Origin of the sequence: Xanthomonas vasicola (assembly GCF_000772705.2) — a bacterium.
In the GTDB taxonomy this organism is placed as follows: Bacteria; Pseudomonadota; Gammaproteobacteria; order Xanthomonadales; family Xanthomonadaceae; genus Xanthomonas; species Xanthomonas vasicola.
The window spans coordinates 73,371-97,130 of the sequence record NZ_JSBW02000042.1 but is presented as its reverse complement, the minus strand read 5'-3'; the positions used below and the strand labels follow the sequence as shown (position 1 = coordinate 97,130).

Here is a 23,760-nt window from a genome sequence, read left to right as displayed (position 1 = left end):
GATTCGGATGCAGCGACGTCAGTTCTGCTGTCGGACAAAGATGACCCCCAGCAGTTTGATTCAATCCTCGCGCAATGCGGTCCGCCGTTTTGGAGCTTCATCTCTGCAACGGTTGCGTGGCGTGGTTGAACTCGGTGCTTCCGTCGCACCATGGCTTACCACGCCCCCCCACGGACAATACGCCCAGTTCCAGGCTGGTTGGCGATCGCATTACCGGCAGCGGCCATTGACCGATGCCGCCACTGCATCAAGCACCAGGAGAAATCTGATGAGACCTGCTGCATCCGCCACTCCGCTCAATCGCACCGCGCCGGCATCGCCGGCGGGCATCTATGAGATCGAAGAAGAAGCACCCCCGCAGGCATCGCCCAGCCATTGGCCTACACAGCCCGAGGGCGCATTGACCATGCTCTCGCGCCCCCCGAGCAAGCGCGGAAAAGAGACCGCAAACGTCACTGCGTCCGCCTCGCAGTCGGCCAGCCACTTGCAATCGGTTGAACTGCAGGTTTCGCAGCCTGCAGTCTCGCCGGATCCCGGCAAAGCGTCGTTGGTGCGACTCAAAGAGCAACTGGCTGCCGACAACGTGCGCCCGGTCGAGCCGCAGCTGGCCGCCGAACTCATCAACAAGACCAGGCCGATGAAATTGCCGGACGCCACCGGCCCGCAGGAACGCGCAGCAACACATGCGGATCTGTTGGGCCGCATCCGCGAGACGGATGCGATGGCTTGGTACAGGGCGCAGGGATTGAGCGAAAACGAGGTTTCCAACTTGCGGCGTACCGCATTGCTGTCGGGCATGCCCAACCCCACCGGCAGCTTCCTCAACAATGCAATGCAGTACATCGTCTCGCCCTGGATTAACTACGCAACCCGTCAGCCCTGGGCAGGTGCGGGATTCGGCATTGCGACAGCAGCGATCGCCGCGCCCATGAATGCGGCACAGCAGTCGGCGGTGGTCAGCTTGTGCGAATCCATCCGCGAGCACGGCGGGCACGTCATCGTGCCGGACAAGAAGCAGATCAACGACAAGCATTGGCTACCGGAGCTTGCGAAGGCGCTGGAAAGCCATATCACAGAATTCAGCGGGTGCTGCGACAGGTTCCGCGCACTCAAGGACGCCGCAGACCAGAACCCCACGGCGCAGCCAACAGCCGACCTCATTGCCGCGGCTCATCACTTGCTGCAAGCCGAAACGCGCCTGCATCAGGCCCAGCACGACTTTGTCATGACCCAGGGCGCGCACGAACGGCAATGGTTGGGCAATCGCTGGCAAGCGGTCCCGCGCATTCTGCGTTCGCCATTGGCCGGCACGCTGGGCCTGCTCCGCAAGACCGGCGCAATGCGGGCGTTGTCGCCGACCGCGCAGACCGTCGGCGCCCTGCTGATGACTGCAGCGCAGCACGTGGCTGCCGGCTTCGACGAACAGGCAAAACAGGATTACAACAACAAGCTCAATCTGCTGTACGCCGATGTGTTGACCGACACGGGCAAGGCGAAACTTGCACGTGGTGAGCCAGTGGCGGCAGAGGAGATCGATCAGGGCAAATTGCGCAAACTGATTCAATCGCCTACGCAGGCGCTGGTGAAACGCGTCACCAGCGGACTGGTCGCGATGGAGAAGGCACTCAAGGCGGAACTCGCCGCGCCGCGCTCCCCGCAGGCGACGACAGGCGCCGATGACCTGGATCTGGAAGCGGGCCACGGCGCCGGCCCGGCGAAGGCGTTGAAATTGCTGAGCCAGGATCTGCAAGCCTTGCGCGAGGGCAGGCTGGACGAACTCAATCCGGGCGGCGTCGCAGCAACGCTGCTGCTCGGCGCCGAGAAGTCTGTGGTCTCGGCCCAACTGATCGGCGATATCGTCAAGAAGTACACTTCGCGCGAGTTCTCGGCACAGACCGCCCAACGCGTTGGCCAGATGTTTCATCTAGGCGTACTGGGCAGCGCGGCGTCTTCGGTGATCGGCAAGGCCAGCTCCGCGGCGCAAGGCGGAACGCGCAAGGTGCCGATCACGCAGGCATTGGCAATTTCCGCCCTGTCAGGAGGCATGGCTGCGGTCGGCGCGCTGAATCAGCACACCGCCATCACCGTCAAGAACAACCGCCGCGAGGGCGAGACAGACATCGGATTGAAGCAGCAAGTATTACGCGGCGTCATGGGGGGCGCCAACGAAGCGCTGTCCCAATGGCGGGCAACCAAGGCGAGTCGAGCGATCAATGCGCTGGTGCAACGCAGTGATGTCGAAGACCTGTTGAGTCAAGCCAAAGCGCTCACCCAGCGATCCGGTGCCACGTCATCTGCGACGCATGCCTCACCCTCGCTGACCCTGTCAGAAGCGGTGCAACAGCTGCGTCCAGGCGTGGCGTCCGCATCGCAGTCGCACGAGGTCATCGTGCAGATCGGGAAGGATCGGGCACCGCCGCCGGCGTAATGCGGTACCCGCTGCTGCGATGCATCTACTGCGATGCATCAAAACGACGCGAGCAAACGGGATGGCACGTGGCCATCCCGTCTCGATTGCTCACCGCACTGGCGAGGCATGCATGCCTTCGCATGCAACCATCACCTCCACGCGCACATCGCTTACTCGGTCAACCCACGGTTTTCCAGCAGCGCCTTGACGCTGGGATCCTTGCCGCGGAAGTCGCGGTACAGCGTGGCCAAGTCGACGGTGTTGCCGCGCGAGAGGATCTTGGCGCGGAAGGTGTCGCCGTTCTTGCGGGTCAGGCCACCGTTTTCCTTGAACCACTCAAACGCGTCATCGTCGAGCACTTCCGACCAGAAGTACGCGTAGTACCCGGCCGAATAACCGCCGCCCCAGATGTGGTCGAAATAGCTGCTGCGGTAACGCGGCGGCACTTCGGCCAGATCCACCTTGAAGCGCTTCAAGGCGTCGGCTTCGAACTTGCTCACGTCCTGCAGCGGCGCATCGGCCGGCTGGGTGTGCCAGGCCAGATCCAGCAGCGCCGCCGACAGGTATTCGGTGGTGGCGTAGCCGCTGTTGAATGTCTTGGCCTTCTTGATCTTTTCCACCAACTCGGCCGGCATCGCTGCGCCGGTCTGGTAGTGCTTTGCGTAGTTGGCGAAAACCTTGGGGTCCGACGCCCAGTGCTCGTTGAACTGCGAGGGGAATTCGACGAAGTCGCGCGAGGTGCTGGTGCCGGAGATCGACGGATACTTCACCTTGGAGAACATGCCGTGCAGCGCATGGCCGAACTCATGGAACAAGGTGGTGACGTCGTCGAAGCTCAGCAACGCCGGCTGGCCGGCTGCCGGCTTGGTGAAGTTGCAGACGTTGTAGACCACCGGCTTGGCACCGGTGAGGCCGTCCTGCTCGACGAATACGTCCATCCAGGCGCCACCGGACTTGCTGTCGCGCTTGAAGTAGTCGGTGTAGAACAACGCCATCGAGGTGCCGTCGGCATCGAACACCTCATACACCTTCATATCAGCGTGATAGGTCGGGATGTCGGTGCGTTCCTTGAACGTGATGCCGTACAGCTGCGTGGCGGCGTAGAACACGCCGTTCTTGAGCACATTGTCCAGTTCGAAGTACGGCTTGATCTGCGCTTCGTCCAGATCGTACTTGGCCTTGCGCACCTGCTCGGCGTAGATGTCCCAATCGGAGGCGGCGAGTTTGAAGCCGCCGTTCTGCGCGTCGATCACCTTCTGAATCTCGGCCGCTTCGCGGCGTGCCTTGGCAGTGGCAGCGGGCACGGTGTCGGTCAGCAGCTTGAGCGCGGCGTCCGGCGTCTTGGCCATCTGGTTGCCCAAGCTGTAAGCGGCGTAGTTGTCGAAGCCAAGCAGCTTGGCTTTTTGCGCGCGCAGCTGCGCCAGACGCTGGATGGTCTGGCGGGTGTCGTTGGCATCGCCCTTTTCCGCGCGCGTTTCAGAGGCCTTCAACACCTCGGCGCGCAGTTCGCGATTCTTCAGCGACGCCAGCACCGGCTGCTGGGTGGTGTTCTGCAAGCTGAGCAGATATTTGCCATCGAGCTTGCGCGCCTTGGCTGCATCGGCCGCGGCGGCGATGTCGCCTTCGCTCAGGCCATCGAGCTTGGCCTTGTCGTCCACCACCACCGCACCAGCGGCCGAGGCGGCGACCAGACGGGTATGGAACTGCGTGGAGAGCGTGGTTTCTTCCACGTTGAGCTTGCGCAGGCTGTCCTTGTCGGCATCGGACAACTGCGCGCCAGCGCGTACCAGCTCTTCGTAGTCGCGCTCGACCAGACGCTTCTGCTCCGGGTCCAGATTCAGCGTGTCGCGCTGGTCGTAGATGGTTTTGACCCGTGCGAAGAGTTTGGGATCGAGATTGATCTCGTCCTGATGCGCGGCCAGCTTGGGCGCGATCTCTTCCTGGATCTTCTGGCGTGCGTCGCTGGTATCAGCCTGCACCAGCCCGAAGAAGATGCGCGACACGCGCGTGAGCGTTTCGCCACCGCGCTCCATCGCTTCGATGGTGTTGTCGAAGGTGGGCGCTTCGGGGTTATCGGCAATCTTGCGGATGTCAGCCAAATGCTGGCGCATGCCTTCTTCGAATGCCGGCAGGTAATCGGCATCCTTGATCTTGTCGAACGGCGGCGCCTGGAACGGCAGCGTGCTGGCGGTCAGCAAGGGGTTGGATGCAGCATCTGCGGCCGGGGCCGGGGCGGTTTTCTCGGGCACGGTGGTGGACTCCTGGCCGGACGACTCTTTTCCAGAACAAGCAGCCAGTGCCAGGGTGATGGCAGCGGCCAGAACGACGGTACGCGACATGGCGTGTGATTCCTGAGTGGGCAGTGCAGCCGGCCACGCTAGCGGGTTTTGCGACCGCTGGCATGTGCCGTTGGATTGGGGCGGAGGGACGCGGTTGAGGATGGCGGCGTTACAGCGTCTCGTCCTTGAAAATCGCCACATGCGGGGTGCCGTCGGTGCCGATCCAGCCGCGGTACATGCCTTCGGTATTGAACGGAAACGCCGCATTGCCCTGCGCATCCAGCGCAATGGCGCCACCGTCGCCGCCAGCGGTGGGGATTTCCTGGTCGATCACGGTCTCGGCCGCCTGTTGCAGCGATTGCCCGGCATATTTCATGCGCGCACAGATGTCGTAGGCCGCCACGGCGCGGATGTAGAACTCGCCCCAGCCGGTGCCAGACACCGCACATTGGCGGTTGGCATAGGTGCCGGCGCCGATGATCGGCGCATCGCCGACGCGGCCATAGCGCTTGTTGGTCATGCCGCCGGTGGAGGTGCCGGCAGCCAGATGGCCGTCGCGGTCCAGCGCCAGCGCGCCGACAGTGCCGAAATGCTTGGCGGTTTCCAGATCCAGCTCGGCCTGCGCCTGGCGGTCGCCGGCGTCGGCCTTGAGCGCTTTCTGCAGTTGCTGCCAGCGCTTGTCGGTGCGGAAATAGCCCGGGTCCACCAGGGTGATGCCCTGCTCGCGCGCGAACGCTTCAGCGCCGTCGCCGACCAGCATCACGTGCCTGGAGCGGTCCATCACGCTGCGTGCCAGCAGGATCGGGTTCTTGACCGTGTGCACGCCGGCAATCGCACCGGCCTTGCCGCTGGCGCCGTCCATGATGGCCGCGTCCAGTTCGTTCTTGCCGTCATGGGTGAACACCGAACCGCGGCCAGCGTTGAACTGCGGCGCATCCTCCAGCACGGTGATGGTGGCGGCAACTGCATCCACCGCACTGCCGCCACGTTGCAGCACCGCATGCCCGGCACGCAGCGCGCGCTGCGCTGCATTGCCTCGCGCGCCTGCCCCTGCTCGTCCTTGGAAAGGCTTGATTTCTCCACGCCCGCGCCGCCGTGGATAACTAGCATCGGCGTGGCTGCGAGCGCTGGACCGGCAGTGAGCAGCAGCGAGAGCGCCAGACACAGCGCGCGGGTGGACTTGGCAATCATTGAGCTTCTCGATGGAGGGAATGTTCGACGACAGGCGCACCGGATTCACCAACCAACGCTGGCGATCCTTCACCCGCGCGCTACGCCCCTCACAACGTATCGCGATGCTTGCCACGCCATGGCCGGTACCAGGTGCGGATGGCGGCGATGTCGGCGGCCATGTCGCTACCGGTCCAGAACGGCTCGCCGATGCCCACGGTCTTGCTGGGGTAGTCGAAATACACCGGCAGGATCGGCACCTTGGAATCGGAGGCGATCTTCCAGAAACCGGCTTTCCAGTTCTCCACGCGCTTGCGCGTGCCTTCGGGCGTGATCACGTACCACATCTGCTCGGAGTTGCGGATCAGCCGCACCGCCTGGCCGATGGTGCCTTGCGGCGAGCTGCGGTCCAGCGGGATGGCGCCGAGCTTGCGCAGCAGCGGGCCCAGCGGCCACCAGAACAACTGCGATTTGCCGAGCACGCGCACGTCGAAGCCCAGCGCGAACTTGGCCGCGAATCCCACAAACCCGTCCCAATTGGACGAATGCGGGGCCACGATCATCACCAGCTTGGGTTCGTCGGGCAACCGCCCGAGCAGGCGCCAACCGGTTAGACGCAAGGCGGTGCGGCCGAACCAGCGGATGAAGCGCCCATGTGCACGCGGCATACGGGGCGGGGATGGCTGCAGCAGGATGTTGGCCTGTGTTACCGGTGGCAACGACGGGTCGGGTTGACTCACGCTTACTCCCAGTGGGACGCAGAGCGTCCACGCTTGATATGGCTACGCTCACGCTTGGCATCCAGCCGCCGCAGCTTGGCTCCATGACTTGGTTTGGTGGCGACCCGGCGCTTGGGCACCGACAGGCACGCACTGATGATTTCGACCAGCCGTTCGCGCGCATCGTCGCGGTTGCGGTCCTGGGTGCGGAAGCGCTGCGCGTCGATCACCAGCACGCCGTCGGCGGTCATGCGGCGGTCGCGTCGCGACAGCAGCCGCGCCCGCAATGGCTCCGGCAACGATGGCGAGCCGGCCACGTCGAAACGCAGCTCCACCGCGGTGGAGACCTTGTTGACGTTCTGCCCACCGGCGCCGCTGGCACGCACGAAGCGTTCGACGAGTTCGCTGGGCGGAATCGTCAGGCTGGGGGTGATCTGGATCGGTTCGCTGGCCATGTGCGCCGATTGTATCGGCAGTGGCGTGGACGCGCGCGCGAACGCCAGCTTCCCGTATGCTGCGGCCGGTCCCCCGTTTGCAGGATGCTCCGATGACACCTACTTCTTCGCTCGCTACTCCGCGCGGCCTTGCTCGCCGATTGCTGTTGGCGGCACTGCTGGCCGTGGCCGCCCCGGTCGCATTGGCGCAGGCGCCCAGCGATGCCGACATCAACCGTCTGCTGGCCGCCTCGCGCGCGCAGACCATGCTGGACACGATGCTGCCGCAGATCGAAGCGATGCAGCAGCAGCAATTCGCCCAGCTCACCGCGCAACGCCAGCTCGACGCCGAGCAACAGGCGCAGTTGCAGCGCATCCAGGAACGCACCCGCCAGACCGTGCGCAAGGCGCTGTCGTGGTCGGAACTGCGGCCGATGTATGTGGACATCTACAAGCGCTCGTTCTCGCGCGAGGACGTGCTGGCCATGGCCGAGTTCTACGAGAGCTCTGCCGGCCAAAGCCTGCTCGACAAGACCCCGGCCCTGACCCAGAACCTGATGGGCGCGATCCAGCAGAAGATGCTGCCGCTGTTTGCGGATCTGCGGAAGGATCTGGAGAAGATCGTCAACGAGCCTGCTCCGGCCAAGAAGCCCTGAGAGGCAGGGAATTGGGAATCGGGATTGGGGAATCGTTAGAGCGTGCTTTGCTGGTGCTTTGAGATGCGTCGCGGTGAGTGGCAACAACGTTGATCACGCCTCCTGCAACTGCGCCACATCCCAACCAAACAACGTACATGCCTTGGTGAATTCCGCATCCAGTGGCGCGGTGAGGCTGATGCGCCGGCCATCGGCCGGATGCGGAAATTCCAGACGTTCGGCATGCAGCAGCATGCGGTGGATGCCGAGCATGCGGAAACTGCGGTTGTGGCGGCCGTCGCCGTGGCTGGTGTCGCCGATCATGTGGTGCGACAGGTGCTTCATGTGCCGGCGAATCTGCCGGAAGCGCCCGGTCTGCGGTTGGCAACGCAGCAGTGCGTAACGCGACGTCGTGAAACCAGTGGACGGAATCTCCAGCTCGCCGGTGGCCAGACGCTGGAAATGCGTCACCGCCGGCTTCTTGACCGGCTTGCCCGGGCCGCCATCCAGATCATGGTCGACGATGAACTGCTCCTCGGCCGGCCAGCCGCGGCACACGGTCAGATAATTTTTTTCCACCTCGCCCGCCATCAGCGCCTTGCCCAGCGCACTGGCACTGGCACGGTCGAAGGCCAGTAGCAGGCAGCCGCTGGTGGCGCGGTCGAGCCGGTGCACCAGGAAGATCGGCTTGCCTAGCTGCTCGCGTAGGCGGTCGGCCAGAAAGTCGTCCTCGCCGCGTGCCAGTTTGCTGTCGTGGGCCATCAGACCCGCGGGTTTGTCGACGACGGCCAGGACATCGTCCTGGTAGAGAATCTGCAGATGCTTGGAGGATATGCTCACCGGCGGATTATCCGCGCCGTGGCCAGTGCCTGCCAGTGCACCGCATCGGCAGGCGGCGGCCTGCACCACGGCGCTGGCAGCGCATGGGCGCATGCCGGTCACGTGGCTTGGGGCGTGAGGTCGTCGCAGGTCAGCGGCGCACGCTCAGGCCTGGCCGCACACCGCCAGCAACTCGCCCTTGCCCACTGGCACAACGCTGCAGGTGATCGCCGGATCGGCATCCAACAGCGCAGTGAATGGCGCCAGCTCGTCGGCATGCGAGAGCGCATTGTCGACCACCAGCAGACCACCGCTGCGCAGCACGCGGCGCAGTGCCGGCCACCAGCGCACGTACTCGCCGCGCGCCGAATCCAGGAAGACCAGATCGATACTGGCACTGGTCGCCTGGGTCAGCCACGCGCCGCCATCACCGTGCACCACCTCCACCGATGCCGCCAGGCCACTGCGCGCAAGCGTGGCCTGCGCCAGGGCCACCTTGTCGGCCGCAAGCTCCACCGTGGTGACATGGCCTCCGATCGCGGCAGTGGCTTCGGCCAGCCATAGCGTCGAATACCCGTTGGAGGTGCCGATTTCCAGGATGCGCCGCGCAGCCGTGGCATGTACCAGCACGGCCAGCAATTGCCCGGTGTCGGGCGTGATGTTGAGCATGCGCCGGTCGCGCACGCGCTGATGCGCATCGTTGTCGCTGCCAAACCGTGCCAATTCGTCTTTCAACGCCTGCAGATCGATCATGACCACCTCAACGGATACGGCGCCGTCATCGCGCCGCTGCCGACAATGCCGCTACGCCACCGGATGCAACAGGCCATCGCTTGCAGAGCTTCAACGCCGCAGCCATGCGACCAGCAGCGCTGCCGAACCGGCGCCGCCGCTGATCCAGCTCCACACCGGCACCGTGCCCAGATACCAGCCATCCGGATGCAGGCCGTAGAGCACCGCCGCAACCACCAACAACCCGCTGCCGGTGATGGCGGTGACCACACGCGTTTGCAGCTTGCGCAGGCTCAGGTCCAGCGCGAGCAGTTCGGTGGAACGGATGTCGACCTGGTGGCGGCCTTCCACCTGCTGCTTCAACCAGCTGTGCACCAGCCGCGGCATGTCCGGCGCATGGGTCATGATTTCCGGCAGCCGCTTGCTGAGTTCGCGCAACACACGGCGTGGGCTGTAACGCTCGCGCAGGATGCGCTCGAGCACCGGCCGTGCCACGGCCCAGATATCCAGCTTGGGGTCGAGCTGCCGGCCCACGCCTTCGATATTGAGCAGCGTTTTCTGCAACAGGATCAGCTGCGGCTGCAACGTCAATTCATAACGCTGCGCCACGCGGAACAATTTGATCAGCACCTGCGCCAGCGAAATTTCCGACAGCGGCCGGGTGAAATACGGCTCGCAGACCGAGCGCGCGGCCGCTTCCAGTTCGTCGATGCGCACGTTCGACGGCATCCAGCCTGCCTCCACATGCAATTCGGCCATGCGGCGGTAATCCTTGTGGAAGATCGCCATGAAGTTCTCGGCCAGGTAGTACTGATCTTCCTGCGAGAGCTGGCCCATGATGCCGAAATCCAGCGCGATGAAGCGCGGATTGAGCCGGCGCTCCGGGTCCGAATCGACCCAGATATTGCCGGCATGCGCATCGGCGTGGAAGAAGTTGTCGCGGAACACCTGCGTGTAGAACACGCGCACGCCCTTGGCTGCCAGCGCCTTGCGATCAATGCCGGCCGCGTCGAGCTTGGCGATATCGTCGGACGGAATGCCATACACGCGCTCTAGCGTGAGCGCGCGCTCGGCGGTATGCGACCAGATCACTTCCGGCACGTACAGATCGTCCGAGCCTTTCCAGAACCGGCGCAACACGCTGGCGTTGGCGCCTTCGCGCTGCAGGTCGAGTTCGGCGGCCAGGGTGCCTTCGATCTCGGCCACCACTTCGCGCGGCCGGATCTTGTCAGCGCGCGGGTGGGTGCGTTCGACCAAGGTGGCCAGCGAGTGCAGTAACGCGATATCGGCGTCGATCTGACGCTCGATCTCCGGGCGCAACACCTTGACCACCACTTCGCGGCGCACGCCGTTGGCATCCGGCGGCAACGTGGCCGCATGCACCTGCGCGATCGATGCCGACGCCAGCGGCACCGTGTCGAAACTGGCAAACGCCACGCTCACCGGCAGCCCGAGTGCGCGTTCCACGATCAGGCGCGCGGCCTCGCCATCAAATGGCTTGACCCGGTCCTGCAACAAGGTGAGCTCTTCGGCCACGTCGGCCGGAATCAGATCGCGCCGGGTGGAAAGAATCTGCCCGAACTTGACGAAGATCGGCCCCAGTTCCTGCAGCGCCAGACGCAGCCGCGCACCGCGCGATTGCGCGGCGATTTCGGCGCTGGCGCGCGGCACGAAGGGCTTGGCCAGGCGCAACCAGCGCTCGGCGGGGGTACCTTCCAGCAAGGCATCCAGGCGGTACCGCAGAATCACCCTGCCGATACGGCTAGCCCGCAGGATCGCCTTCATGCCGCGCCCCCGCTCGCGCGCAGGCGGCTCACGCGTACGGCTAGCCGTTCCACGTCGTCGCGCAGTTCGTCCACATCATCGTGGAAGGCTTCAAGCTCGGCACGTGGCACCACATCGCGCGATTCTTCGGTAACGAATTCGGCCGCACTGTGCGCCAGATCCACTGCGCTGCGCCGTGCCTGCTGCAGCGCGGCGCGCACCGCACTGGCGATCTGCACACCCAAAATTTCGCCGAACACCGCCACGAACGGCAGCTGCCAATCCGGGTCGAAGCGGCCGGCCAGCTGCTGCAGCTGGCGTGCCAGCTCGGCATCGCCGGAGACCTTGAGCCGGCCGGCCGGCGCGCCGGTGCGGCGTGCGTTGGCCAGAAACGGCAGTTGCCCGAGCAAGCCGGCCAGGCTGCTGCGCACCGCCAGGTCAGGTTCCTGCGCCTGATCGACCGGGCCAACCAGCAAGCGGCGCTCGTGCACGTGGATCTGCAGGGCCAGCGCGGGCGCGTCCAGGGTCAGCGCGATGCGCTGGCCTTCCAGTGGCAGCAGGGCGTCGCGGGTATCCGGGTCCAGCGCCAGCGCACGGTTGAGCGCTGCCTGCAGGGCCTGGCCGGCGAGCGGCTTGAGTGAATTGAAGAATGATCCGGGCATGCCCGCATTCTACCGTCCCTGCATGTCGCAGCTGCTTTACGGCGGTGTGGCGATTCCAGGCCGCTGCGGATGTGGCGGTCATGGGCAAGGATTGCGTAGCCGACAACGCGGCGCGGCATCAGGCGCATCGCTCGCGCATCGTCATCTGAGGACGGCGCAGGACTTCCTTCAATGCGTACGCCGCAGGCATCCTGGCCACTTCCATTGACGATGGCAGGAGCGGGCAATGCGCAAGATTCGGGTCGGCCTCATCTTCGGCGGCAAATCGGCCGAGCACGAGGTCTCGCTGCAATCGGCGCGCAACATCCTGGATGCGCTGGACCCGCAGCGCTTCGAGGCGGTGCTGATCGGTATCGACAAGCAAGGCCAGTGGCACGTCAACGACCCCGACAGCTTCCTGCTCCATGCCGACGACCCGGCGCGCATTGCGCTGCATCGCAGTGGTCGCGGCGTGGCGTTGCTGCCGGGCGCGCAACAGCAGCAGTTGCAGCCCATCGAGCCGGAGCAGGCGCTGACGCAGATCGATGTGGTGTTTCCCATCGTGCACGGCACCCTGGGCGAAGACGGCTCGTTGCAGGGGCTGCTGCGCATAGCCAACCTGCCGTTCGTAGGCTCCGGCGTGCTCGGCTCGGCGGTGGCGATGGACAAGGACATGGCCAAGCGCGTGTTGCGCGATGCCGGGCTGGCGGTGGCACCGTTCGTCTGCTTCAACCGCCACACTGCCGCACACGCCGATGTGTATGGGTTGATCGCGCAGCTGGGCTTGCCGCTGTTCGTCAAACCGGCCAACCAGGGCTCGTCGGTCGGCGTCAGCCAGGTGCGCACGGCAGACCAGTTCGCCGCCGCGCTCGCATTGGCGTTGGACTACGACCACAAGGTGCTGGTGGAAGCGGCCATTGCCGGGCGCGAAATCGAATGCGCCGTGCTGGGCAATGCCACGCCGCAGGCGAGCGTCTGCGGCGAAGTGGTGGTGCACGATGCGTTCTATTCGTACGAGACCAAATACATCAGCGAACACGGCGCCGAGATCGTGATTCCGGCTGACATCGATGCGCAGGCCGAGCAGCGCATCCAGCACATCGCGGTGCAGGCGTATCAGGCACTGGAGTGCGCGGGCATGGCGCGCGTGGACGTGTTTCTGTGTGCCGATGGACGCATCGTGATCAACGAGGTCAACACGCTGCCAGGCTTTACCCGCATCAGCATGTATCCAAAATTGTGGCAGGCAAGCGGACTGGACTATCGCAGTCTGATCACGCGGTTGATCGAGCTCGCATTAGAACGGCATGCCGACGACCAATTGCTGCGCAGCGCGGTCGACCCGCACTGATCATGCTGCTGCAGCTGCGCGCCGTACAACCGCACGATCACGCCGGAGTGCTTGCACTCAACACGACGCATGCCACTGAATTGTCGTTGCTCAATGCCGATGACTTGACTGCCTTGCTGCAGATCGCTTGGTTCGTATGCACTGGCGCATCGTCGGTCAACCTCCTGCTGACACTGGACAAGACGCGCCGTATACCACTACGAACTTCGCCTGGATGGCGATCGCTTTGCATGGTTCGTGTACGTCGGTCGCATCGTCATTGCCGCGCACGCACGTCGGCGCAGTAGTGCCACGCACTCGGATAACGAACTTATCCATAAGGCGCGTGCGGCAGGACAGCCGCAACTGGTATGCGAGGTCGATGTAGTGCCTGCCAATCCCGCATCGCTGGCGCTGCATTGGCGGCTGGGTTTTGTTTCGATCGGCGGTGCCGTGCTGGCTAATGGCAAGCAGGTGCAGTATCTGGAAAAATGACTGTCGTTAGCGAAAAAATGCTTGTTTTCCGCCATAACGCACAAGGCCCGCTTCCTTGCAGAAGCGGGCCTTGTGAGCGCCAACCGGCAGCGCCGCTGCCGTGACGTATCGCAACTAAGCGTTATACCTTACCGCGACGGAACATCGAGATCACTGCCAGGATCAGGAACACCACGAACAGAATCCAGGCGATGTTGGTGGCCGCACCAGCGATACCACTGAAGCCCAGCACAGCAGCGATGATGGCGATAACGAAAAAGATGATGGCGTAATGCAGCATGGCAAGGTGTCCAAAAGTTGTCGTGCCGAATCGGCGCAGGCATATCTTGTGGATGTGACGGTCTTTATCGGGTGATGGCAATGTCGTTGGAAGATGAGGATTGCAGCCGTTGCAGGCCTTCTTCGATGCTGATGTGCGGCACATAGCCGAAGTCGCGACGTGCCGGTTCCATGCTGTACCAGTGCGGCGTACACAGCTGTTCCACCAGAAATCGCGTCAACGGTACCTCGCCTGGCAGACGCAACAGTGGCCACAGCGTTTCGCACAACGCACCGATGCGATACGCGGTCTTGAACGAGAGCGATCGCGTCACTGCCGGCGCATCCACGGCGGCCAGCAACCGATTGAGCAGCTCGCGCATCGGCAACGGTTCGCCATTGGAAATGAAGTACGCCTTGCCTGCACAGGCAGCGCCCACGGCAAGGTGCTCGAACGCATCGAAATGCGCCTGCGCGGCGTTGTCGATGTACGTGCTGTCAACCAGATTGCTGCCATCGCCGACCATGCGCAGCCGCCCGGCGCGTGCACGCGCTGCCAGACGTGGCAGCAGGTGATTGTCGCCCGGCCCCCAGATCAGACGCGGGCGCAATGCCACGGTCGCCAACTGGGCATCGTCGGCCGCCAACACCGCACGCTCGGCAATCGCCTTGGTCGCTGCATAGGCTGCGCGGAGGTTTTCGCCATACGGCACTTCGTCGGCGCCAAGCCCTTCCACCGGGTTGGTGGCGCGATGGGTGACGCTGGGCGTGGAGGTGTAGATCAACCGTGGCACGCCATTGGCGCGACACGCGTCGATCACGTGCTGCGTGCCTACCACGTTGGCCTGGTGATAGCTGTCGTAACTGCCCCACGCACCGGCCTTGGCGGCGTTGTGAAACACCGCATCGATCCCGGAGAAGGCATGCCGCACCGTTTGCGGGTCGGCCAGATCGCCACGGATCTGGCCCACACCCAGGCTCTGCAGCACCGGGTAATCGCCGCGCTGAAAGCTCACCACTTCGTGTCCGCGTGCGCGCAAGCCGCGGCACAACGCCTGGCCAAGAAAGCCGCCACCACCGGTTACCAATACCTTCATCGCACCGCACCTCGCATCTGAGGGACGACACCATAGCCGGCCGCACCCGACTTGGCGATCTGCCCGTCGACGCGCGGCCATGCAACCTGTCGTCTACAACGTAGAGTCGCTAACAATCTGTAGCGAGCAGTCGTTTTGTTGGCCGCTCTCATCCACGCTGTTGCGCCGCCCAGACCGCCAGCGTTTCGCGGCCGATCTTGGCGTTGTGGCGGATATCGACCGGAAAGCCGGAATGGCGCAGGAAACGCGCGATGCCTGCGGTATGCGGATGGGCAGCGCCCAGCGCGCGCAGGTCGCTTTCCACCTGTGCAAATGCCGACGCAGACACGCCCGGCTGCAACTCCACGCACAGTACCGGCTGCTGTTGTCCGGACGCACCGACGCCGACCAGCGCGGTGCGTCGTACGTGCGGATGCACGTTGAACACCGGCTCTACCTGCTCGGTGTAGAGCGGGCCGCTCGCGGTTTCCACGCGGTGCGTCTTGCGCCCGCAGAACCACAAGCGCCCTTCGGCGTCGAAGTAACCGACATCGCCCATGCGGTGCACGATGCGCTCGCTGCCATCGCTGCAACGCTCGCGAATCTTGGCGATGCGCGTGGCCGCATCGCGGTTGAAATAGGTATCGGTGGTGGTGGGGCCGACGACGGTGATCTCACCGACCTGCCCCGCCGGCAATACGCGCACGCCGCTCCAATCTGCAATGGCGGCATCGTCAATCGCAATAATGCGCACCTCGTTCGGCGCAACTACCTGGCCCACACAGGTGCCGGCACCGGCCTCAGTGGCGCCGCGTGTGGCGTCCAGGGTGCGGCCTTCGATCGCGGCCACCGGCAAGCACTCGGTGGCGCCGTACGGCGTCCAAAATTGCGCATCGGCCGGCAGCAGCGCGCGGATCTTCGCCACCACATCTGGTGGCACCGGCGCACCGGCCGAGGTAGCCAGGCGAACATTGGGCAACGGCTGCCCATAGTCGGCCAGCACACGCATCAAGGCAGGCGAGCCGAACAACTGAGTGACACCGAAGCGCGCGATCGCATCGTGCAACTTGCGCGGGTCGGCGCTGCCCGGGCGCGTCGGATCCATGTCCGGAATCACCGAGGTCAGCCCCAGCGCGGGATCGAACAGGGCGAACGGTGGGAACGTTGGCAGATCCACACCGCCGGGCTGCATGTCGAACGCGTTGCGCAGCAACTCGATCTGGCCGACGAAATGTCGGTGGCGGTACACCACGCCCTTGGGCACGCCGGTCGAGCCGCTGGTGAACAGGATCGCCGCCACATCGTCCGGCGCGGTGTTGGCCAGCTGGCTGCTGGCGCCGGCACCATCGCGCTCCACGCGTGCCAGCGTCACCCCACCCCAACCGTAACTTCCGCCGACGGTGACAATCTGTCTGGCAGAGCGCGCCCAGCGCAACAGGCGCCGGGCAAGCTGCGCCAGCGGAATGCCGATAAATGCCTGCGGCTGCGCTTCATCCAGGCATTGCTTGAGCGCACGCTTGTCGATGCCAGGATCTACCAGCACCGGCACTGCGCCAGCCTTGAACAAGGCGAACATCAGCAGGAAGAATTCCGGCGATGGCCGCACCATCACCACCGCGCGCGCGCCGCGTCCGATGCCGTGCAGCGCCAGACCTGCGGCGATCGCATCGCTGCGCGCGTCCAGCTCGGCATAGCTCAGGGTCACATCGTAGGCAGTGAACCCGTTGGCGCCGCGACCACCCGGGCAACGGATGGCGATCTGGTCGGGGCGTTCGCGCGCCAGTTGCGGGAGGATGGCGGCGATATTGCAGAGGGTCGTCATCTGCGCATTATCACCTAAGCGCCAATGGCACCGGCCGCCTGCAGGCGGTTTAGAGGAAACCCGAGAACGCTACAGCGAGAGCGCTGACCATCGGCGCCCAGCGCCATGGCGCAGCAATGCGCGGCAGTCGCCGCACCCCCTACTGCAGCGCGGCCGTCCTGCATTCCACGGCCGAAACCTCACTCGCTGACCGTGGCGCATCCATGCGTTGCAGAGCGCATCTGAATCGCTAACTGCTCGCCGCCGCGCGCCACTTGTATCGCGGCGTGGTTCGGTCAGAATGCCGCGCTCTCCCCGCGATTTCGCCGCGCCAGGCCCGGCACTCCATGGCACACCCCTGCCTTACCTGCGGCGCCTGCTGCGCCTATTTCCGCGTCAGTTTTCACTGGAGCGAAGCCGACCCCGCATTGGGTGGCAGGGTGCCGATCGAGCTGACCGACGCACTGCGCACGCACGAGCGCGTGATGCGTGGCACCTCGCAGTCGCAGCCACGCTGCATCGCGCTGGACGCCGACATTGGCCGCTACAGCCGCTGCAGCATCCACGACCGCCGCCCCTCGTCCTGCGCAGCCGTGCCGGCCTCGCTGGAATTCGGGCAGCGCAGTGCGCAATGCGATAAATCGCGTTTGGCGCATGGCCTTCATGCACTGACCGATGCCGATTGGGTGGGCGTGGACGATGCACAACGCAATCCGCTGCCGGCGGTGTGACGGTTTGGCGTAGTTCGTACGCGCGCCTTGCAACAAGGTCCAACAAAGCGATATCGGCATGACCGCGCTGCGGCCACCTCACAATGCAGGCATTGCATTGCCTGCGCATATGCTTTCGCTAACAAACATACGCGCCATGTCGGCGCCGCGAGCATTTGCGCAATGCAATCCGGATGGAGCCTCGCCTGTTAGACCAACGTAGCCGTAAGCAGAAACGCCGCGCTAGAGTGGATTACGCTCCAAAAATGCGCGAATCGCCGGCACCAGCACCTCGTGCTTGTCTTCCAGCACGTAGTGATTGGCATCGTTGAATGCAGTCACTTCGGCCTGCGGCAGTGCTTTGCGAAAGCCGGCCAGAAAGTGTTTATCGAAACAGATATCGCGCAGACCCCAGGCGATGAAGGCCGGGCGATCGGCGAACGTCGGCAACGCCTGCGCCGAGCGCTCCAGTAACGGCCACCCTTTGTCGGCGGGCGACAACGGAATGTCCTGCATGAAGCGGATGGTGGAAATGCGGTTGCGCCAGTTGTTGTAGGGCGCCACATACGCGCGACGCACCTCAGCCGGCATGCGCCGCGACACGCCAAACCACGAAGCACCGGACGAAAACGCATTGAACATGCGGATAAACCACTCGCCCGGCCGCCAGTGCCGGCCCATCGCAATCTGCCACGGCATCGGCTTCTCCGCCGGCAGCGGGAACGCAGCGGTGTTGGTGATCACCAGCCGCTTGACCTGCGCGTGATGCGACAGCGCCCAACCGAACCCGATCATGCCGCCCCAATCGTGCACTGCCAGCGTGACCGGGCCAGTGATGCCCAGATGCCGCAGCAAGGTATCCAGATCGTCCACCCGCGATTGCAGCGTGTAGTCGTAACGCGGCTGTGCGTCGGGCGCATCGTCCGGCTTGTCGGACAGGCCCATGCCGATATGGTCGGGCACGATGCAGCGGTAGCGATCGGCCAGGCCGCTCACCAGATGCCGCCACAAATAACTCCACGACGGATTGCCGTGCAGCATCACAACCACCTCGCCATCGCGCGGACCTTCGTCCAGATACGACATCGCAACACCGGGTCGCACCTCAAGGCGCTTGGGGGTAAAGGGATAGCCGGGGTAGTTCATGCAAATCGCATCCGATCCAGATCAAAGGAACCCGCGCGTTGCAGTCGTCCCCCCAACTCGCGCACATAAAAGAAATCATGCTCGCCGCGCTTACGACCGACCATGAAGACGGAACCATACTCGCGATGGACCGCTGCACTCTTGTCCACCTCACTCGATTTTCCCCACAAGTGCTCGCCTTTCACCTCCAGCAGCGCAATACCTGGGGCGGAACGCTCTGCGACAGACACAACGAAATCGGGATAGAAGCCGTCGCCCTCATCCCAGCGATAGAGACCGAGGCCTGATTTGGGTTGATTGCGATGCCACCATAGCACTTGGGTACTGGCATCCAGGCGTTCTGCAATGGCTAGCTCATCCTGGTTCAAACCAGGCGGAAAAACGCCATAAAGCCCGCGATTGGCGGAGCGCAGTGATTGATCGCTGAGTAACTCGGCAGGCAGTATTACATCGACATCGAGTACTTGGCCCTGTCGCAGACTTTTGAATGCATCTCGCAGCAGGCGAGGGCGTCTAACCAGCAAGAGGTCCAATTGGCGCATTTGCACCTCTTCGTCGCCGGGCACTTCCGCGCCTGACGCTTCGATCGCACGAACGAAACGCTCCAATAGTCTGTGGTATAGCTCGCGGTCGTTGGCTTCTACAAGCCGCAAGCGGATCTGTTCGGCTTTTTCGGCGACAGCTTGCGGCGAGAGATTGGCCCAAAGATCGCTTCCATCTTCTGCAACCCGATGACCAGCAAACAGGTCTGTGTCCAAGCGCTGGACCTGCACTTTGCCACGCAGGCGATCGGCAAGCACTTCCGGTGAGAAATCGACGTGCGCCGCCAGACCTGCCTCGAAATCAGCTGACACAGGGGGCAGTTTTTCTCCACGTAAAAGCTCTGGGGCATCGGGCCGACGCGGATACCGATACATGCTCTCCTGAGACAACACAAAGGCACCGGCGACACTTGTAGATCGAGCAGGCCAAGCACCCTCGCCTCCAAACATTTCTAGCGCGGCTTGGGTTGCATTCGCCATTCCAGCGAACGGAGTCCCAGCCAGCGCATCAGCTAGCTGATTCGTAGTGCCCGCCGGGGACAAAGCATCTTCACCGGCTTCGGCGTCCAACACGTGCGCCCCTGCGCGCGATACTAGTAAGCTCAGAGGCTCTCCACTCCGCACCACCTGCAGCGAGGCACCATCACCAATCATGGTGACAACCGTCTGCGTCCCGAGTTCAGGCGCCTGCGTGGTGAGCGTGTTGATCTGAGTGCCGGCCAACAGCAAACCTTCTTGCGATTCGGAATTGGCAAGAAATACGTATCCGTGATCCAGAACGGACAGCACATCCGTTTGCGCCTGTAGCAGGTTGTGGCGGCGCATGATGCGGCCGATCACTTGTACCCCGAAGCCCGCGTCGCGCGCACCGCGCAAGGCTGCCAAAGTGAACGCACGTGGCGCATCGAACCCCAGCGCCACGGCCATCTTGAAGATCAGCACTTCCACTGTGGGATCTTGCGCCAATGACAGTAGATCCGGGTCAGGTTCGGCGGCGGTATGTACACGTACTGAGGTCGCATCGAATCCCAGCTGCTCCACCAGATACGTCCGTGCAGCCTCCTGCGCAACCTTGCCATCAGGCACCTGCACCAGCATCAATGGCGTCAGTGCAATATCGGCATCTGCCAAGTTCTTGCGAATGGTCCGATGCATCTGCGTGCACTCACGCAACGCAAGATGTTCAAAGTCCACCAGTTGTGCGGTATCTCCATCGCGGGCGATAAAACGTACCATCCGTACGCCACGCTTGAGCAGGCCAGCATCGACTGCGTCGGCACGGCTGACGGAGGCCCAGTCCGCCGGCTCTCCGACGAAATAGCCGGTCGCGCGTTCAAAGGCCTTCATATCAGCATCGCGTGGTGTGGCAGTCATCAACAATGCGTAATCCGGCTTTAGCACGTCGCAGAAGAATGCCCGTGCCAGCGTCTCACGCTGAAATCCGTGATGCGCCTCGTCCACCACGCACCCAATGCGCAAGCCTTGCTCCCGCGCCATTGCGATCACGTCATCGATCGACATGCCGGCATCGCCGCGCTGGCGCGCGCGCCGACTCTCGGCCTTGCGTGCCGCCAGCGACGCCCAAGTCACCACGAACGCGCCGCCGCCATCCACGGCATCCAATTGCCGATCCGCATCCAGGTCCAGTAGCGCCAGCTCTGGCGCCTCATTGCTCAAGACTCGGCGCGATTGCTCGACTAACCCAGTGAAAGGCGCGAACCAGAACCACAACACGCGCTCCTCGACTGACACACGGCGCATCACCTCGATCGCCATCCGCGTCTTGCCCGCACCAGTCGGTGCCTGCAATACGATTGCAGCGTCCTTGCGACGCGCCTCGTCAATGCGTTCCGGTGCGGCAGCGGCAATCTTTCGATACAGCTCACGCACCTCACCAAACTGGGCAACGATGCCGTCACAAATGATGTTTTGGAACTCTTTCAATGGCATGGGCATATCAACGTCCGAAACGTGCGCGCAAGTGGTGTGGCAAAGGCAGCAAAGACAGGTCGGCCGCCTGCTCTCCCAGCAATCCGCTCAACCGTTCCGTCGACCAGGTGTAGACAACAGCGAGTGCAGCTGTGCGGGTCCGCAACCACTTATATAACTGCTCTACATGTGCGTCCTGGAAATCCGCCAAATAGGCCAGTTCGCCATCGCTGGCAAACCCGCCGCCAGGCCAGTGGGACAACGGTCGGCTATGCAATAGTTGGAGCGCGTGCCATACCTCCGCGTGGTCCAGCTTCAGTGCCAATCGATGCTTCGGGATACGGCGGGTACGCAAGTAGGCGAAGCCGCCCCCCAGACCCTCAACTGGTTGACCTTTGGTATTGGTGTAGCCACCCAGCACACGGCGCACGCGCTCGGCGCAAACATCGCGGCAGAGGTTTTTGTCAGGCGCATCCTCGGTGGCTTCGGTGCTACTGACCAAGATGAACTTGCGTTTTCCGCCGTCTTCAAAATTTAGCTTGGCAACTGCCTGAGCAAATGTGCCCGAGCCTGCAAAAAAATCGAGGACGGTGTCACCCGGCTTGCTGGCGATGCGTAGTATCCGCTCTATCAATTGAATGGGCTTGGGGGTCGAGAAAACATCGTTCGAAGAGTCAAAATTTAGGACGTCAAGTAGCTGCTTCTTCGCATCTTGCGTATGGCCGACTTCGCCGTAAGTCCAAAGTGTTTGTGGAACCGTACCTTTCTGGACATCTGATAGAAATCGCTTGAGTCGAGGCATATTATCGCCACTCTTGCCCCACCAGATACGATTATCCGCATCCAATTCCTTGAATCTTTCTTCCGAGAAGCGCCAATACATCCCTGCAGGCGGGCCTGCGATTACCCGGCCGGTTGGGCCGACAATTGAATAAACCCCCTTAGAATAGTAGTTCCTAGCCGAAAGATCTCCTGAAGTCCAAAGGCCTCGCGGATCATCGTCAAGGTTTTTATATGCGCGATCCTGAGCAGCCGTTCTTGCAAGTAAGTTAGGCCTCCATTTATTTTTTTCGCGCCCGTAAATAATCACGTATTCGTGATCGTCAGAAAAGTGTTGTGCCGTCCCTTTGGGAGAAAAAACTTTTTGCCAAATGACGTTTGCAATAAAGTTATTCTCGCCAAAAACACGATCCATCAACATCCCAAGGCGAAAAACCTCGTTATCATCAATACTGACAAAAATAACCCCATCATCGGCCAGCAACTCCTTCGCCAGCTGAAGGCGCCGATACATGAACTCCAGCCACAGCGAGTGGCGGAAGCGGTGAGTCTTGTCGACGAAACGGTCGTTGTAGACGAAGTCCTTATTACCTGTGTTGTAGGGCGGGTCGATATAAATGCAGCGGATCGCGCCTTTATGCGTCATGCGCAGCGCACGCAATGCATCGTAGTTGTCGCCTTCGATGATCAGGTTGTCCCACGGCGCCTCGCCATGGCTCAAACCGGCGTCCAATGACAACGCGACAAAATCGTCATTGAGCGCTTTGTCGGCCTCGATCTCGTCGCGCTCCCATACCAACCCCAGCTGACGCTCGGCATCGCGCCGCTGCAGTAGACCGATCAAAGTCTGGCGGTCGAGATGGTCATATTTGTTGATCATGTGTTCGGTTCCACAATCTGTGTGGGCATGCGGTAGGCGGGCAACTGGTTGTCATCATTGGATAGCAAACGAAGGAACGCCGGGTGTAGGAATAATTTCTCTTTGCCCTGGCGCTGGTCGTGCAGCACGCCTATGTCTGTAAGCTCCTTAAGATGACGTGCGGCCGTCTGACGCGTGACCCCCACCATGTCAACGACATTTTGGATACGGCAGTATGGCTGGTTGAAAATCACATCTACCAACTCTCGGCTATATGCCTTGGGAGCTTGGTCACGAATGTAGTCGCGGGCTTGCGCCTCTAGCCCACGAATCGCCTGGATCTTTGCCGTCGTCCATGCAGCGGTTTCGGCAACCGCGGCCAGCATGTAATGAATCCACTCCGCCCAGTGTCCATACCGCGTCACATCCAGCAGCAGGCGATAGTAGTCGCTGCGGTGGCGGATGATGTAGCGAGAGAGATAGAGCACTGGCATATCAAGCAGGCCTTGCTCAATGAGCATCAGCAAGTTCAGTACACGCCCGGTGCGGCCATTGCCATCGGTGAACGGGTGGATCGCTTCAAATTGATAGTGCGCGACAGCCATCCGAATTAATGGATCGACGTCGGTGTTTTCATGGATGAAGCGTTCCCAATTGGCTAGTTTGTCGCGCAATAGCGTTTCGCCAACTGGCGGCGTGTAGATGATCTGCTGGGTTTGGTCGTTCGCTAGTGCAGTCCCGGGCACACGACGGATCTGCATTTGCACCGCCTTGATACGGCTGCAGACGACGACGGAGGTGTCGGTACACAAGGGCCGCTGCTTTAGCGACTGAAATCCCTCATAGAGCGCACTGCGGTAACGCAACGCTTCCTTGGTAGCAGGCTTTTGTGCCTTGTCCTGATCTTCGGCGTATCGGAACAGTTCGTCCGTCGTCGTCACGATGTTCTCGATCTCAGAACTGGCCTGCGCCTCTAGGATCGGAATGGTATTGATCAGCACCGTAGGATTCGGCAGCAACGCCGTTGCCTGCTTCAGCTCGGCCAATGCAGTTCGTGCACCGATGCAAGCCTTGAGAAGGCTCCGTGTTTCGATATCTCCCGCTGGTGGAAGCAGCGGGAGATCGTTGTAAGGGAGCTCAGGGTTAAACGTCGACACGCTTTCCATGCCTGCCTCACTCATGTTCTTCAAGCGAACATGATGCTGGAACGTGTACTAAAAATCCATTTTTT

At 62.6% G+C, this 23,760-nt stretch carries 19 protein-coding genes and 1 pseudogene; 5 read left to right on the top strand and 15 right to left on the bottom strand.

Annotated elements, in window-relative coordinates:
• Positions 1 to 268 precede the first annotated feature (268 nt).
• Complete coding sequence (gene xopN / locus NX05_RS12210; protein ID WP_039432185.1) at positions 269 to 2,428, top strand: type III secretion system effector XopN; 2,160 nt, start codon at positions 269 to 271, stop codon at positions 2,426 to 2,428.
• Between the two features lie 152 nt (positions 2,429 to 2,580).
• Here the strand turns inward: xopN and dcp are convergent, their stop codons facing one another.
• The 4 genes and pseudogenes from dcp to arfB form a co-directional block, all read right to left on the bottom strand.
• Positions 2,581 to 4,749: a peptidyl-dipeptidase Dcp gene (dcp, locus tag NX05_RS12205; RefSeq protein ID WP_039432184.1), complete on the bottom strand. Its 2,169-nt coding sequence runs from the start codon at positions 4,747 to 4,749 to the stop codon at positions 2,581 to 2,583.
• A gap of 109 nt (positions 4,750 to 4,858) precedes the next feature.
• Positions 4,859 to 5,880 (bottom strand): annotated as a pseudogene (locus NX05_RS12200) (isoaspartyl peptidase/L-asparaginase family protein).
• An 89-nt stretch (positions 5,881 to 5,969) separates the two neighbouring features.
• The gene (locus tag NX05_RS12195) at positions 5,970 to 6,599 is read right to left on the bottom strand and encodes a lysophosphatidylcholine acyltransferase (protein ID WP_010370518.1); all 630 of its coding nucleotides are present in this window, start codon (positions 6,597 to 6,599) and stop codon (positions 5,970 to 5,972) included.
• Positions 6,600 to 6,601: 2 nt separating this feature from the next.
• Positions 6,602 to 7,033: an alternative ribosome rescue aminoacyl-tRNA hydrolase ArfB gene (gene arfB / locus NX05_RS12190; protein WP_010370520.1), complete on the bottom strand. Its 432-nt coding sequence runs from the start codon at positions 7,031 to 7,033 to the stop codon at positions 6,602 to 6,604.
• Positions 7,034 to 7,089: 56 nt separating this feature from the next.
• Between arfB and NX05_RS12185 the strand changes: the two genes are divergently transcribed.
• Positions 7,090 to 7,668: a DUF2059 domain-containing protein gene (locus NX05_RS12185; RefSeq protein ID WP_017113924.1), complete on the top strand. Its 579-nt coding sequence runs from the start codon at positions 7,090 to 7,092 to the stop codon at positions 7,666 to 7,668.
• Positions 7,669 to 7,761: 93 nt separating this feature from the next.
• Here the strand turns inward: NX05_RS12185 and NX05_RS12180 are convergent, their stop codons facing one another.
• The 4 genes from NX05_RS12180 to NX05_RS12165 all read right to left on the bottom strand — a co-directional run bounded on the left by NX05_RS12180 (position 7,762) and on the right by NX05_RS12165 (position 11,624).
• On the bottom strand, positions 7,762 to 8,589 hold the full coding sequence (locus NX05_RS12180; protein ID WP_039432183.1) for a pseudouridine synthase: 828 nt from the start codon (positions 8,587 to 8,589) through the stop codon (positions 7,762 to 7,764).
• A 42-nt stretch (positions 8,590 to 8,631) separates the two neighbouring features.
• A complete protein-coding gene (locus tag NX05_RS12175; protein WP_010370531.1) occupies positions 8,632 to 9,219 on the bottom strand; it encodes an O-methyltransferase in 588 nt (195 codons plus the stop codon).
• 90 nt (positions 9,220 to 9,309) lie between these two features.
• Positions 9,310 to 10,983 (bottom strand): ubiquinone biosynthesis regulatory protein kinase UbiB, encoded by a 1,674-nt coding sequence (ubiB, locus tag NX05_RS12170; RefSeq protein WP_010370534.1) that lies wholly within the window; start codon positions 10,981 to 10,983, stop codon positions 9,310 to 9,312.
• A complete protein-coding gene (locus NX05_RS12165) occupies positions 10,980 to 11,624 on the bottom strand; it encodes a ubiquinone biosynthesis accessory factor UbiJ (protein ID WP_010370537.1) in 645 nt (214 codons plus the stop codon). The genes ubiB and NX05_RS12165 overlap by 4 nt, the downstream gene beginning before the upstream one ends.
• 226 nt (positions 11,625 to 11,850) lie before the next feature.
• Between NX05_RS12165 and ddlA the strand changes: the two genes are divergently transcribed.
• Positions 11,851 to 12,954 carry a D-alanine--D-alanine ligase gene (ddlA, locus tag NX05_RS12160; protein ID WP_039432182.1) on the top strand — a complete coding sequence of 368 codons (1,104 nt, stop codon included), beginning with the start codon at positions 11,851 to 11,853 and terminating at the stop codon, positions 12,952 to 12,954.
• A gap of 237 nt (positions 12,955 to 13,191) precedes the next feature.
• Positions 13,192 to 13,428, top strand: coding sequence for an acetyltransferase (locus NX05_RS12155; RefSeq protein WP_039432181.1), 237 nt, complete (start codon positions 13,192 to 13,194; stop codon positions 13,426 to 13,428).
• A gap of 121 nt (positions 13,429 to 13,549) precedes the next feature.
• On the opposite strand, the gene NX05_RS22470 is transcribed toward NX05_RS12155, so the two are convergent.
• From NX05_RS22470 to oleC, 3 genes are all read right to left on the bottom strand, one after another.
• The gene (locus tag NX05_RS22470; protein ID WP_003468167.1) at positions 13,550 to 13,708 is read right to left on the bottom strand and encodes a DUF1328 domain-containing protein; all 159 of its coding nucleotides are present in this window, start codon (positions 13,706 to 13,708) and stop codon (positions 13,550 to 13,552) included.
• Between the two features lie 64 nt (positions 13,709 to 13,772).
• Entirely contained in the window at positions 13,773 to 14,783 is a 1,011-nt protein-coding gene (gene oleD / locus NX05_RS12150; RefSeq protein ID WP_039432180.1) for a 2-alkyl-3-oxoalkanoate reductase, read from the bottom strand.
• Between the two features lie 148 nt (positions 14,784 to 14,931).
• The gene (gene oleC / locus NX05_RS12145; RefSeq protein ID WP_039432179.1) at positions 14,932 to 16,584 is read right to left on the bottom strand and encodes an olefin beta-lactone synthetase; all 1,653 of its coding nucleotides are present in this window, start codon (positions 16,582 to 16,584) and stop codon (positions 14,932 to 14,934) included.
• A 326-nt stretch (positions 16,585 to 16,910) separates the two neighbouring features.
• Between oleC and NX05_RS12140 the strand changes: the two genes are divergently transcribed.
• The gene (locus NX05_RS12140; RefSeq protein ID WP_010370556.1) at positions 16,911 to 17,294 is read left to right on the top strand and encodes a YkgJ family cysteine cluster protein; all 384 of its coding nucleotides are present in this window, start codon (positions 16,911 to 16,913) and stop codon (positions 17,292 to 17,294) included.
• Positions 17,295 to 17,516: 222 nt separating this feature from the next.
• On the opposite strand, the gene NX05_RS12135 is transcribed toward NX05_RS12140, so the two are convergent.
• Genes NX05_RS12135 through fic form a run of 4 tightly spaced genes read right to left on the bottom strand, consistent with a single transcriptional unit; the run spans position 17,517 to position 23,710 of the window.
• Positions 17,517 to 18,419, bottom strand: coding sequence for an alpha/beta fold hydrolase (locus NX05_RS12135; protein ID WP_039432178.1), 903 nt, complete (start codon positions 18,417 to 18,419; stop codon positions 17,517 to 17,519).
• The gene (locus NX05_RS12130; RefSeq protein ID WP_080764511.1) at positions 18,416 to 20,911 is read right to left on the bottom strand and encodes a DEAD/DEAH box helicase; all 2,496 of its coding nucleotides are present in this window, start codon (positions 20,909 to 20,911) and stop codon (positions 18,416 to 18,418) included. Before NX05_RS12130 ends, NX05_RS12135 begins: the two co-directional genes overlap by 4 nt.
• Positions 20,912 to 20,918: 7 nt before the next feature.
• Positions 20,919 to 22,550, bottom strand: coding sequence for a site-specific DNA-methyltransferase (locus NX05_RS12125; RefSeq protein ID WP_039432174.1), 1,632 nt, complete (start codon positions 22,548 to 22,550; stop codon positions 20,919 to 20,921).
• Complete coding sequence (fic, locus tag NX05_RS12120) at positions 22,547 to 23,710, bottom strand: protein adenylyltransferase Fic (RefSeq protein WP_039432173.1); 1,164 nt, start codon at positions 23,708 to 23,710, stop codon at positions 22,547 to 22,549. Before fic ends, NX05_RS12125 begins: the two co-directional genes overlap by 4 nt.
• Positions 23,711 to 23,760 lie beyond the last annotated feature (50 nt).